Here is a 13,228-nt window from a genome sequence, read left to right on the forward strand (position 1 = left end):
TTCTTTTTTATCGCCCACAAGGTAGGGTATATTTCGCTTTTAATACACAAAGTCATTCAAGTTGTATCAAGGCGGCAAGGGAGCGAATCCCTGGGAGCATAGATTGCTATGCGACCTGGGTGAGTGAGGGCAGCCAACGCAGAGACAGCTTAAAGGATGAAGTGTATACAGGAGAAACTATGCTGCCCGACTCATCTATCCGATTAAACAAATACATCAGTGAAAGCGGAATCTGCTCGCGTCGCGAGGCGGATCGCTTTATCGAACAAGGGAATGTCTTCCTGAATGGTAAACGCGCCACCATCGGCGATCAGGTGATGCCTGGCGACGTCGTAAAAGTGAATGGTCGGTTGATTGAGCCGCGTGAAGCGGAAGATCTGGTCTTTATCGCGCTGAACAAGCCGGTAGGGATTGTCAGCACCACCGAAGACAGCGAGCGCGACAACATTGTTGATTTCGTGAATCACAGCAAGCGTGTGTTCCCAATCGGTCGTCTGGACAAAGATTCCCAGGGACTTATCTTTCTGACCAACCACGGCGACCTGGTGAATAAAATCCTGCGTGCCGGTAACGATCACGAAAAAGAGTATCTGGTGACGGTCGATAAGCCGGTCACTGATGACTTTATCCGTGGGATGGGGGCCGGTGTGCCTATTCTCGGTACCGTCACCAAAAAATGTAAGGTGAAGAAAGAAGCGCCGTTTGTGTTTCGCATTACGCTGATTCAGGGGCTGAACCGCCAGATCCGCCGCATGTGCGAGCACTTTGGCTATGAAGTTACCAAACTTGAGCGTACGCGTATCATGAACGTTAGTTTATCCGGCCTGCCGCTTGGCGAATGGCGCGACCTGACGGATGACGAACTGATCGAACTCTTTAAGCTGATCGAGAACTCGTCCTCGGAAGCCAAACCGAAGGCGAAAGCGAAGCCAAAAACCGCAGGCATTAAGCGCCCGGTAGTGAAAATCGAAAAATCTGCGGAGAAAGAGAAATCGCGCCCGGCAGCAAACGGCAAACGCTTTACCTCGCCGGGGCGTAAGAAGAAAGGGCGTTAACGTCTGCCGCGCGTTGGCGTATTCGCTGACCAGGAAAACGATGCTTCCGCATCCGGTTTATAAGCCTGCTTTTTCTTTAACTGGCGGGCTTTTTTTGCTTCCGCTTCGCGCAAGGCCATCAGTTTATCAATGTACTCTTTCTTGATGCTGTTGGTCTCTGCGTTGGTCAGCAGCCGACCATGCGCTATGCGCGCGCGGTCGAGCAGCGTTTTCAGTTCACGCTGCTCGCGCTCGGTCATCTCTTTTTGGGTAATGCGGGGGAGTGCCATAGGGGTGCCCTCTGTTAGCCGATATCCTCAGTGTACGGCAAAGTGCAGAGGCTGGGTAGGCCGGATAAGGCGTTAGCCGCCATCCGGCGACGTGTACGCACTATGCTTGATAGCGCTACACTTATCAGGCCTACAGCCGACAATTAGCGGCGTGCTTTCTCTTTAATCGGTTTACCGGACCAGTAGCCTGCCAATAGCGAACCAGAAAGGTTGTGCCAGACGGAGAACAGCGCACCGGGCAGGGCGGCGAGAGGGCCAAAGTAGATTTTGCCCAGCGCAGCGGCCAGCCCTGAATTCTGCATGCCCACTTCGATAGCTAACGTACGACAGGTCGACTCGTCGAAACCAAACAGTTTTCCGCCCCAGTAGCCGCCGAGCAGGCCAATGGTGTTATGCAGGATAACGGCGATAATCACCACAAAGCCGACGGACGCAATGTGCGAAGCGGAGCCTGCCACGACGGCGCTGATGATCGCCAGGATGCACACCATAGAAAACGCGGGCAGATACGGCTCGACGGCTTTTACGACGCGTGGGAACAGATGGTGAATGACCAGTCCCAGGGCAATCGGAATGACCACGATTTGCAGAATACTCAGCAGCATACCCATCACATCCACCTGAATATGCGCATCGACATACAGCCGTGTCAGCAGCGGTGTGGCGACAACGCCGACCAACGTTGAAACGGATGAAATAGTCACGGAGAGCGCCACATCGCCTTTGGCCAGATAGATCATGACGTTAGACGCTGTTCCGCTGGCGACGCTACCGACCAGCACCATGCCTGCGGACAGTTCCGGCGGCATATTAAAAGCCAGCGCCAAAATCCAGGCGGCGAGCGGCATCACCAGATAATGCAGGAAAATACCCGCGGCGACCGGCGCAGGACGTGAGAGTACACGTTTAAAGTCATCCACCTTCAAATGGACGCCCATGCCGAACATAATCAGCATCAGTAACGACGGCACGAATGGCCCGACAGGTGTAAAGGTGGGGGGCGTGTAATACGCAATAACAGAGAGCAGCAGCGCCCATAATGGGAACAGCCGCGTCAGAGTAGCGAGCATGTTATATTCCTTGCGATTGAAATGTGTTGTGTTGTTATAAAAAAGCCGGGTTCGAGCCCGGCTATAGTTATTGTTTATCGCGTGATGAAATATTATTCAAACAAATTATGGTGCAGCTTCTGTACCACCTGTTCGGCTTCGGTACCTGGCACCAGGAAGCACAGGTTATGGCTGGACGCGCCGTAGCAAATCATGCGGATGTTGAATGGCTCCAGTACGCCGAACACCTCTTTACCCACGCCGCAGGCTTTGGACAGGTCGTTACCAATCAGCGCTACCAGCGCCAGGTCTTCTTCCACTTCAACCCGACACAGGGCAGACAGTTCCATCAGCAGAGACTGTGTTAACAGCGTATCGCCGGTAGACGTTGAACCGGTGGTATCCAGCGTCAGCGCCACGCTGACTTCCGATGTGGTAATTAAATCTACCGAGATGTTGTGGCGCGCCAGGATGCCGAACACTTCCGCTAAAAAGCCGCGAGAGTGCAGCATATTCAGGCTATGCAGCGTTAGCAGCGTTTGCTTACGGCGTAGGGCCAGGGCGCGGAACAACGGTGGATTTTGGGTTTTATTGCATACCAGCGTACCGCCTGCTTTTGGATCCTTACTGGAGCCAACAAACACCGGGATATCGCTACGTACGGCAGGTAACAGGGTTGCCGGGTGCAGCACTTTCGCGCCGAAGGTCGCCATTTCCGCGGCTTCTTCGAAGGCGATTTCATCAATACGTTTAGCGGCTGGAACGACGCGCGGATCGGTGGTGTAAATGCCGGGAACATCGGTCCAGATATCGACGCGCGTTGCGTGCAGCGCTTCAGCCAGCAGGGCGGCCGTATAATCACTGCCGCCGCGTCCCAGCGTGGTGGTGCGGCCTTTGCTTTCGCTGCCGATAAAGCCTTGGGTAATCACCAGACCTTCACTCAGACGTGGGGCTAACTGAAGCGTTGCCAGTTCGGCCAGCGCCGCGACGTCGGGTTCTGCACGACCGAAACGATCGTTAGTGCGCATCACTTTACGCACGTCAAACCACTGCGCTTGGACGTTGCGCTCACGCAGGATCTCAACAAACAGGAGGGTAGACATCAGCTCACCGTGGCTGACCAGTTCGTCGGTCAGCGCGGTTGAGGTCGCCAGTGACGCCGCCTCTGCCAGCGTGGTGATGTTTTCCAGCAGGCGTTCGATCTCTTCACGAATCACGTTTGGATAACGCAGCCGTTCCAGAATATTGAACTGAATTTGGCGAATGGCGTCGAGTTTTTCGAAGCGCTCGGTTGGCTCCAGCCCTTCCGCCAGAGCAACCAGCAGGTTGGTAATACCTGCCGATGCGGAGAGCACCACTAACCGGACGTTCGCATCAGAAAGCACCACATCAGCGCTGCGATTCATGGCATCAAAGTCCGCCACGCTGGTACCGCCAAACTTGGAGACAACTACATCAGTCATAACTACCTCGTGTCAGGGAGTGAATAGAGCGACCATGGCACATAAGGCAGAACGGAAACCGGTGCAGGCGCAAATGCAAATACCGTATTTATAAATAAAATGTGTAGCTTGCACTGTCAACGCTGGGATTATGCGGATTTTTCATGCTGCAACTGCGTTGAGTAACGGTACTAATAACAATGCTGATAACGGCTATACTTTGTAGCCTCGTTTGGCGGATGCCCTGGCAATGGCATTAAAACAATCACACTTTTCTGTGACTGGCGTTACAATCGATCTCAGTCACAATTCTCAAAATCAGAAGAGTATTGCTAATGAAAAACATCAATCCAACGCAGACCTCAGCCTGGCAGGCACTACAAAAACACTTTGAAGAGATAAAAGACGTTACTATCGCCGATCTGTTCGCGAAAGATAGCGATCGTTTCACCAAATTTTCCGCGACGTTTGACGATCTGATGCTGGTGGATTTCTCCAAAAACCGCATCACTGAAGAGACGCTGGCTAAACTGCAGGATCTGGCGAAAGAGACCGATTTGGCAGGCGCCATCAAGTCCATGTTCTCCGGTGAGAAAATCAACCGTACCGAAGACCGTGCCGTGCTGCACGTGGCGCTGCGTAACCGTAGCAATACCCCAATCATCGTTGACGGCAAAGATGTGATGCCGGAAGTGAACGCGGTGCTGGAGAAGATGAAATCCTTCTCTGAAGCGATCATCTCCGGAAGCTGGAAAGGCTATACCGGCAAAGCCATTACTGATGTAGTGAACATCGGTATCGGCGGTTCCGACCTTGGTCCGTTCATGGTGACCGAAGCGCTGCGTCCGTACAAAAACCATCTGAACATGCACTTTGTGTCTAACGTCGATGGGACGCACATCGCTGAAGTACTGAAGAAAGTGAACCCGGAAACCACGCTGTTCCTGGTCGCATCTAAAACCTTCACCACCCAGGAAACCATGACTAACGCCCACAGCGCGCGTGACTGGTTCCTGGCGACCGCGGGCGACAACAAGCACGTTGCCAAACACTTCGCGGCGCTCTCCACCAACGGTAAAGCGGTTGGCGAATTCGGTATTGATACCGCCAATATGTTCGAATTCTGGGATTGGGTTGGCGGCCGTTACTCCCTGTGGTCAGCGATTGGTCTGTCGATCATCCTGTCCGTCGGTTTCGACAACTTCGTTGAGCTGCTGTCCGGCGCGCACGCGATGGACAAACACTTCTCCACTACCCCGGCGGAGAAAAACCTGCCGGTGTTGCTGGCGCTGATCGGTATCTGGTACAACAATTTCTTCGGTGCTGAAACCGAAGCGATCCTGCCGTATGACCAGTATATGCACCGTTTCGCGGCCTACTTCCAGCAGGGCAATATGGAATCCAACGGTAAATACGTGGACCGTAACGGCAATGCGGTGGATTACCAGACCGGCCCGATCATTTGGGGTGAGCCGGGGACTAACGGCCAGCATGCGTTCTACCAGCTGATCCACCAGGGTACAAAAATGGTGCCGTGCGATTTCATCGCCCCGGCTATCACCCACAACCCGCTGTCGGATCACCATCCGAAACTGTTGTCTAACTTCTTTGCTCAGACTGAAGCGCTGGCGTTCGGTAAATCTCGTGAAGTGGTTGAGCAGGAATACCGCGACCAGGGTAAAGATCCGGCAACGCTGGAACACGTGGTGCCGTTCAAAGTGTTCGAAGGCAACCGCCCGACCAACTCCATCCTGCTGCGTGAAATCACGCCGTTCAGCCTGGGGGCGCTAATTGCGCTGTATGAGCACAAAATCTTTACTCAGGGCGCAATCCTGAACATCTTCACTTTCGACCAGTGGGGCGTGGAGCTGGGCAAACAGCTGGCAAATCGCATCCTGCCGGAGCTGAATGATGATAAAGAGATTACCAGCCATGATTGCTCGACTAACGGTTTGATTAACCGTTATAAGTCCTGGCGCGCCTGATGACACTGCGCTTATCCGGCCTACAGGCACACATTTGTAGGCCGGATAAGGCGTTTAGCCGCCATCCGGCATTAATGAAATAAAAAAGCCGATATTAATATCGGCTTTTTTTATAAGATTGCTCCAGGATATCTACGTTTTTGCTTCACACCCTAATTGAGCTTAATCCTAAAATAATTAACTTAACGGAATTTCATTTCTGTTATTTTCAGAATTTACGGATATTGTATTTCTGGTGTGTATATTTTAACTGATTGATTTTGCTGTTTAATGTTATTAACTAATAATAGCAATCTACTTTCATTTCTCATTATCCTAAATTCCCGCCAGTCGTAATTTGCACACTTTGGCTTGTGTATACTCGATCTCGCCCGAAATTCTTTTGGGTAAATCTCCATTCATTAAATGAAGGGAATTTGTGATGAAAAAAGTTCTGTATGGCCTTTGGGCTATATCTGCGCTTGCGGCGACCTCTGTCTATGCTGCCCCCGTTCAGGTGGGTGAAGCTGCAGGGTCGGCTGCCGCGTCGGTTTCGGCAGGAAGTTCCTCTGCCACCAGCGTGAGCACCGTAAGTTCTGCGGTGGGGGTGGCCCTTGCGGCGACCGGTGGTGGTGATGGTTCTAATACCGGAACGACAACCACGACAACCACCAGTACCCAGTAATACCGGTACGTTTAATTCTAACCACACTTCGGTGTGGTTATTTTGAATTGCCAAAAGCCTGCGGGATTTGTAGGCCGGGTAAGCGTTGCGCACCCGGCAATAATGCGGAGAAGTGTCGTGAAGCGACCAGCGCTCATATTGGTTTGCCTGTTACTACAGGCGTGCTCGGCCACCACCGAAGGGCTGGGCCATTCGCTGTGGGAGAGTGTGTTTGGTACTCCCGGCGTTCAGATGACGGATGATGAAATCCAAAACATGCCCTACGCCAGCCAGTATATGCAGCTCAATGGTGGTCCACAGCTGTTTGTCGTACTCGCGTTTGCAGAAAACGGACAACAGAAATGGGTGACTCAGGATCAGGCCATTCTCGTCACGCAGTATGGGCGCATTGTGAAAACGCAGCTCGGCGGTGACAACCTGATTGAGGTGAATAATCTGGCAGCGGACCCGCTCGTCAAACCCAATCAGATAGCCGATGGCGCAACATGGACCCGCACGATGGGCTGGACTGAACATCAGCAGGTGCGCTATGCCACCGCCCGCTCTGTTTTCACATGGGATGGCACTGACAGTATTCAGGTCGGCAGCGATGAAACGCCAGTGCGCATCCTTGATGAAGAGATAACGACCGATCAAACGCGCTGGCATAACCGCTACTGGATCGATAGCGAAGGGCAAATCCGTCAGTCGGAACAGTATCTGGGAGCTAACTTCTTCCCGGTGAAAACCACCCTGATTAAGGCGGCAAAATCATGATGAAACGAGCCGTAATGGCGCTGGTTTTTAGCCTGAGCGCACCCTCTGTTTTTGCTGCGGGCAATGTCAAAGTCATGATTGCAGGCAGCGCTGAACCCAAAATATTGACCGGTGCGGAGCGTCTGATCGATCTGGTTGGACAGCCGCGGCTGAGTAATAGCTGGTGGCCCGGAGCGGTCATCAGCGAAGAGCGGGCAACGGCAGCGGCAGAACGCCAGCGGCAGACACTACTGGCTCGTCTGGCAGCGCTGAGTGCTGAAGAAAGCGGTGACGATGCGGCGGCTATCAACGCATTACGCCAGCAAATTCAGGCGCTGAAGGTGACCGGCAGACAGAACATTAACCTTGACCCGGATGTGGTGCGCGTCAGCGAGCGAGGCAACCCGCCGTTGCAGGGCAACTACACGCTATGGGTTGGATCGCAGCCAACGGATATCACATTGTTTGGTTTGCTAAGCCGTCCGGGTAAACAACCGTTTATGCCCGGGCGTGATGTCGCCAGCTATCTCGATGGGCAAAGTCGGCTCAGCGGAGCGGATCGCAGCTACGCGTGGGTCATCTATCCCGATGGACGTTCGCAAAAAGTTCCTATCGCTTACTGGAACAAACGTCACGTTGAGCCGATGCCCGGCAGCATCATTTTTGTCGGACTCTCTGATGCCTTCTGGAGCAGTACCCCGGATGAAATCAATGCCGATATTCTTCACACCCTGACCCAGCGGATACCTGAATAATGAGAAAAACTTATCTGCTCAGCTTACTGGCGCTGGGCGTAAGCGTTGCCTGTCACGGTGAAACATGGCCTGCGCCCATTGGTCCATCCCAGTCCGATTTTGGCGGCGTGGGCCTGCTGCAAACCCCGACAGCACGGATGGCGCGTGAAGGGGAAATGAGCCTCAACTACCGGGACAACGATCAGTACCGCTACTACTCTGCGTCGGTGCAACTGTTCCCCTGGCTGGAAACCACGCTGCGCTATACCGATGTGCGTACCAAAAAATACAGCAGCGTGGAGTCATTTTCTGGCGATCAGACATACAAGGATAAAGCGTTTGATCTCAAACTGCGGCTGTGGGAAGAGAGCTACTGGATGCCGCAGGTGGCCGTTGGCGCGCGGGATATTGGCGGGACGGGTCTGTTTGATGCGGAGTATATTGTGGCGAATAAAGCCTGGGGCCCGTTTGATTTCTCGCTCGGTCTGGGCTGGGGGTATCTTGGCACCAGCGGCAACGTTAGCAATCCGTTTTGCTCATACAGCGATAAATTCTGTCATCGCGATAACAGCTACAAGCAGGCTGGTTCTATTGACGGCAGTCAGATGTTTCATGGTCCGGCATCGTTATTTGGCGGCGTGGAATATCAGACACCCTGGCAGCCGCTGCGCCTGAAACTGGAGTATGAAGGCAATAATTACCAGCAGGATTTTGCGGGCAAGCTGGATCAAAAGAGCAAGTTTAACGTCGGCGCTATCTATCGCGTCACCGATTGGGCCGACGTTAACCTCAGCTATGAGCGCGGGAACACCTTTATGTTTGGGTTTACGCTGCGAACTAACTTCAACGACTTGCGACCAAACTATAACGATAACGCCCGTCCGAAGTATCAACCACAGCCGCAGGATGCGATTCTGCAACATTCGGTAGTGGCGAATCAGTTAACGCTGCTGAAATATAACGCCGGGCTGGCGGATCCCAAAATCCAGGTACAGGGCGATACGCTGTATGTGACCGGCGAACAGGTGAAATACCGTGATTCGCGAGAAGGGATCGAACGCGCCAATCGGATCGTGATGAACGATCTTCCCGACGGGATCCGCACGATCCGGATTACCGAAAATCGCCTTAACTTGCCGCAGGTGACGACCGAAACGGATGCTTCCAGCCTTAAGCGACACCTGGAAGGTGAGCCGCTGGGTCATGAAACACAACTGGCGCAAAAACGCGTTGAGCCCGTGGTGCCGAAAACGACCGAGCAGGGTTGGTATATTGATAAGTCTCGCTTTGATTTTCATATCGATCCGGTGCTCAATCAGTCGGTGGGCGGCCCGGAAAACTTCTATATGTACCAGTTGGGCGTAATGGGAACTGCGGATTGGTGGGTGACCGATCATCTGCTGACCACCGGGAGTTTGTTCGCCAACCTCGCCAATAACTATGACAAATTTAACTACACCAACCCGCCGCAGGATTCGCATTTACCACGCGTGCGTACTCATGTGCGCGAGTATGTGCAAAACGATGTCTACGTGAATAACCTGCAGGCCAACTACTTCCAGTCACTCGGAAACGGGTTCTACGGACAGGTTTACGCTGGTTACCTGGAGACCATGTACGGCGGGGCGGGGGCAGAAGTGTTGTATCGTCCGTTAGACAGCAACTGGGCGTTTGGCATTGACGCCAACTATGTGAAACAGCGTGACTGGCGTAGCGCGCAGGATATGATGAAATTCACCGACTACAGCGTGAAGACCGGGCATTTGACGGCTTACTGGAATCCTTCATTCGCCCAGGATGTACTGGTGAAAGCCAGCGTCGGCCAGTATCTGGCGGGAGATAAGGGTGGCACGCTGGAAATTGCCAAACGCTTCGACAGCGGTGTGGTGGTGGGCGGCTATGCGACCATCACCGACGCCTCGCCGGATGAGTACGGAGAGGGCGATTTTACCAAAGGGGTGTACGTTTCCGTGCCGCTGGATCTCTTCTCTTCAGGTCCAACCCGCAGTCGTGCGGCGATTGGCTGGACACCGTTGACGCGTGACGGTGGGCAGCAGCTTGGACGTAAGTTTGGTCTGTATGATATGACCAGCGACAGAAGCGAGAACTTCCGTTAATGCTTGATCGCCCGCTGCGCTTATCCGGCCTACATTGTCGGTCGGATAAGGCATTTATGCCGCCATCCGGCAACTTACAAACGACGCAATAATTTTGCCGGGTTGCCCGCGTACACGCCTTTCTCGGTAATCGATTTTGTCACCACGCTTCCCGCGCCGATGACTGCGCCATCGCAGATTGTGACTGCCAGAATGGTCGCCCCACTGCCGATCGAGACATCATTACCAATCGTAATTCTTCCCCAACTGGTGCGGTCGGCATTGGGTTTTCCTTGCCGAAACATATCGTTAGCGAACATCACGCCATGACCGATAAAACAGCGGGAACCGATGGTGACATATTCGCAGATGAAGGTGTGCGACTGAATTTTGCTATCTGCGCCAATCTGCGTGTTGCCCTGGATTTCAACAAATGGTCCGACAAAAACGTTGTCTTCCAGTATGCAGTCGTACAGGTTCGCCGGTTCATAAACCACCACATTCTCACCGCACGTGACGTTGCGGACAGCGGATTGACGAATATTCATCATTTATATCCTCTTAAATCTGCTTTTCCATAACGTACAAAATACTGGTCTGGGAGGCGGTAGTGAAAGCAGTTTCCTTCACAAGCGTCATCCCTTGCCGTTCATAGAACTGCCGTGCCTTAGGATTATCAGCCAGTACCTCAAGCCAGAGCCATTTTTCATCCTGCTCTTTGGCCTGGCGAATAACTTCGGCAAAAAGCTGCTCACCGTACTGTTTGCCCGTTGCATCTGGCATCAGGTAGATCTTATGTAGCAATGCCCCTGAACGCCCTTCTGGATCAATAGAGTGGCGGAGACTGTATTTGGCAAAGCCAACCGGCGCGTCGGCAAAGGCGATAAGCCAGAAGGTTCCGGGTTCGGCCAGACTGCTGGATATCGCTGGTAAGGAATATTCCTGCTCAAGATAAGCGTCGAGCTCGCTCGGGTTTTTCCACAAAGGCGCAAAGTGATGTCGATAGCTGATATAGCCCATTGCGCTTAGCAAGCTGGCATCGTCGACGGTTGCCATTTCAATCTTAAGCATTTCTATTACGTTCAAGAAGTTAGTGTCAGAAGCATTGTTGCACTATTATTGAGCTGCACAAAACATAAACAAAAAATGTAGATCTCTGTCACATTTCTGCGTTATACAGGAACCTTGTTACTGAACAGGAGGGGCCGTTATGACGTCGCTATCTCGTCCGCGCGTGGAGTTTATCTCCACCATCTTGCAGACCGTGTTGAATCTGGGGCTGTTGAGTCTGGGCCTGATCCTGGTTGTATTCCTTGGGAAAGAAACGCTACACCTGGCGGATGTACTGTTCGCGCCTGAACAGACCAGCAAGTATGAGCTGGTGGAAGGGCTGGTGGTTTACTTTCTCTATTTTGAATTTATCGCGCTGATTGTGAAGTACTTTCAGTCAGGATTTCACTTTCCGCTGCGCTACTTTGTTTATATCGGGATCACCGCAATTGTGCGGTTGATCATCGTCGATCATAAAGCGCCGATGGATGTATTGATCTATTCTGCGGCGATCCTGCTGTTGGTGATTACGCTGTGGCTGTGTAACTCTAAACGGCTGAAGCGAGAGTAAAAGACAACACGCCGCAATCCGGCTGCGGCGTGTTGTATGTCAGGGTTACTGCGCAGAGGCTGGCTGGGTTTTCTCTGCTGCGGGTTCCCACAGTTCTTCAAGTTCTTCCAGCGTTTTGCCTTTGGTTTCCGGCACGAACTTCCACATAAACAGCGCCGCCAGAATACCCATACAACCGTAAATCCAGTAGGAGAAACCGTTGTGGAAATGGGAAACCAGCCACGAATTTTTGTCCATCATCGGGAAGGTCCAGGAGACGAAGTAGTTCGCCAGCCACTGAGCGGCGACGGCAATGGCGAGCGCTTTGCCACGAATCGCGTTCGGGAAGATTTCTGCCAACAGCACCCAACAAACCGGTCCCCAGGACATGGCGAATGCGGCGACGTAAAACAGCATCGACAGCAGCGCTATCAGCCCGGAAGCCTGGGTGTAAAACGCGGTGCCAAGGCTGAACATCCCAAGAGCCATACCCAATGCGCCAATTATTTGCAGCGGTTTGCGACCAAATTTGTCCACCGTCATGATTGCCAGCACGGTGAAGCTCAGGTTGATTACGCCGACAATAATAGTCTGCAAGAGCGCCACATCGGTGCTGGCCCCTAACGTTTTAAACACTTCCGGCGCGTAGTACAGCACGACGTTAATACCGACAAACTGCTGGAAGATGGAGAGCATCACGCCGATGACGATAACGCCCACACCAAACATCAACAGGCGTCCGCCGGTTTTACGGCCATGCTCCAGTGACTGATTGATCTCCTGCATGGCCTGGGTGGCGAGGCTGTTGCCCATAATTTTGCGCAGAATGCCCTCCGCCTGCTCGTGTCTGCCACGCGCCATCAGCCAGCGCGGGCTTTCTGGTACGGTGTACAGCAACAGTAAAAACAGCAGGGCGGGAATGCTTTCGGAAGCAAACATATATCGCCAGCCATCGGTATTCAGCCAGTTAGCGTCACCGGAACGGGCAATAAAATAGTTAACGCAATACACCAGCAGTTGACCAAAAATAATGGCGAACTGGTTAAAGGAAACCAGTTTCCCACGAATATGCGCTGGAGCCAGTTCTGCAATATACATCGGTGAGAGCATTGAGGCTAAACCAACGCCAATACCACCAATGATGCGATAAATAACAAATTCGGGGACGTATCCGGCCAAATAAACAGGCACGGCATTATCTGGGTTAATCGTGGTAAATCCTAATTCTGGCCACGCAGAACCAATACCGGAAATAAAGAACAGCAGGGCGGCGATTTTCAGCGAGTCCCGGCGACCGAAGCGGTTACTGCAATAACCGCCCAGCGCACCGCCGATGATGCAGCCAATCAACGCGCTGGCAACGCAAAAGCCTAACAGCGAGTTGGCGGCGGATTCACTTAAATGTTGCGGGGCGACAAACACGGTATTTAAGGATTCTACCGTTCCGGATATGACGGCGGTGTCATAGCCGAATAATAGCCCTCCTAATGTTGCTACTAATGTAATCGAAAAAATATAACTGGAATTATATTGGGTGTTCATTCAGACCTGCCTTAGAGGATACAGCTCTTTTGATCAGTGTCGTGATGGTGGATTTAA

The 13,228-nt window shown here is 52.7% G+C and carries 13 protein-coding genes; 7 read left to right on the top strand and 6 right to left on the bottom strand.

Features of this window, described 5'->3' with window-relative positions; genetic code table 11:
• Positions 1-179: 179 nt before the first annotated feature.
• Positions 180-1,055 carry a 23S rRNA pseudouridine(2604) synthase RluF gene (rluF, locus tag JSN25_RS06835; protein ID WP_085049584.1) on the top strand — a complete coding sequence of 292 codons (876 nt, stop codon included), beginning with the start codon at positions 180-182 and terminating at the stop codon, positions 1,053-1,055.
• On the opposite strand, the gene JSN25_RS06840 is transcribed toward rluF, so the two are convergent.
• The 3 genes from JSN25_RS06840 to lysC all read right to left on the bottom strand — a co-directional run bounded on the left by JSN25_RS06840 (position 1,052) and on the right by lysC (position 3,836).
• Positions 1,052-1,324, bottom strand: coding sequence for a YjbD family protein (locus tag JSN25_RS06840; protein WP_003826541.1), 273 nt, complete (start codon positions 1,322-1,324; stop codon positions 1,052-1,054). The two genes, rluF and JSN25_RS06840, sit on opposite strands and share 4 nt — an antisense overlap.
• A 143-nt stretch (positions 1,325-1,467) precedes the next feature.
• Positions 1,468-2,394: a ketopantoate/pantoate/pantothenate transporter PanS gene (panS, locus tag JSN25_RS06845; protein ID WP_121529824.1), complete on the bottom strand. Its 927-nt coding sequence runs from the start codon at positions 2,392-2,394 to the stop codon at positions 1,468-1,470.
• Between the two features lie 92 nt (positions 2,395-2,486).
• Complete coding sequence (gene lysC, locus JSN25_RS06850) at positions 2,487-3,836, bottom strand: lysine-sensitive aspartokinase 3 (protein WP_038636225.1); 1,350 nt, start codon at positions 3,834-3,836, stop codon at positions 2,487-2,489.
• Positions 3,837-4,150: 314 nt separating this feature from the next.
• Between lysC and pgi the strand changes: the two genes are divergently transcribed.
• The 5 genes from pgi (at position 4,151) to JSN25_RS06875 (ending at position 10,050) form a co-directional block, all read left to right on the top strand.
• Positions 4,151-5,800 carry a glucose-6-phosphate isomerase gene (gene pgi, locus JSN25_RS06855; protein ID WP_085049586.1) on the top strand — a complete coding sequence of 550 codons (1,650 nt, stop codon included), beginning with the start codon at positions 4,151-4,153 and terminating at the stop codon, positions 5,798-5,800.
• 421 nt (positions 5,801-6,221) lie between these two features.
• Entirely contained in the window at positions 6,222-6,464 is a 243-nt protein-coding gene (yjbE, locus tag JSN25_RS06860; RefSeq protein WP_003826562.1) for an exopolysaccharide production protein YjbE, read from the top strand.
• Positions 6,465-6,581: 117 nt separating this feature from the next.
• Entirely contained in the window at positions 6,582-7,220 is a 639-nt protein-coding gene (locus JSN25_RS06865) for a YjbF family lipoprotein (protein WP_204525555.1), read from the top strand.
• Complete coding sequence (locus tag JSN25_RS06870) at positions 7,217-7,954, top strand: capsule biosynthesis GfcC family protein (RefSeq protein WP_204525556.1); 738 nt, start codon at positions 7,217-7,219, stop codon at positions 7,952-7,954. Before JSN25_RS06865 ends, JSN25_RS06870 begins: the two co-directional genes overlap by 4 nt.
• Positions 7,954-10,050, top strand: coding sequence for a YjbH domain-containing protein (locus JSN25_RS06875; protein ID WP_199980401.1), 2,097 nt, complete (start codon positions 7,954-7,956; stop codon positions 10,048-10,050). Before JSN25_RS06870 ends, JSN25_RS06875 begins: the two co-directional genes overlap by 1 nt.
• A 74-nt stretch (positions 10,051-10,124) precedes the next feature.
• Here JSN25_RS06875 and JSN25_RS06880 read toward each other — a convergent pair whose 3' ends face one another.
• A complete protein-coding gene (locus JSN25_RS06880) occupies positions 10,125-10,577 on the bottom strand; it encodes an acyltransferase (protein WP_069325179.1) in 453 nt (150 codons plus the stop codon).
• A 13-nt stretch (positions 10,578-10,590) separates the two neighbouring features.
• The gene (locus tag JSN25_RS06885) at positions 10,591-11,100 is read right to left on the bottom strand and encodes a GNAT family N-acetyltransferase (protein ID WP_038636237.1); all 510 of its coding nucleotides are present in this window, start codon (positions 11,098-11,100) and stop codon (positions 10,591-10,593) included.
• Between the two features lie 139 nt (positions 11,101-11,239).
• On the opposite strand from JSN25_RS06885, the gene psiE reads away from it, so the two are divergent.
• Positions 11,240-11,650, top strand: a complete 411-nt coding sequence (gene psiE, locus JSN25_RS06890; RefSeq protein WP_003031674.1) for a phosphate-starvation-inducible protein PsiE — start codon at positions 11,240-11,242, stop codon at positions 11,648-11,650.
• Between the two features lie 45 nt (positions 11,651-11,695).
• On the opposite strand, the gene xylE is transcribed toward psiE, so the two are convergent.
• Positions 11,696-13,171, bottom strand: coding sequence for a D-xylose transporter XylE (gene xylE / locus JSN25_RS06895; RefSeq protein WP_038636240.1), 1,476 nt, complete (start codon positions 13,169-13,171; stop codon positions 11,696-11,698).
• Positions 13,172-13,228: the final 57 nt, after the last annotated feature.

Source organism: Citrobacter cronae (assembly GCF_016893685.1).
Taxonomy (GTDB): Bacteria; Pseudomonadota; Gammaproteobacteria; order Enterobacterales; family Enterobacteriaceae; genus Citrobacter; species Citrobacter werkmanii.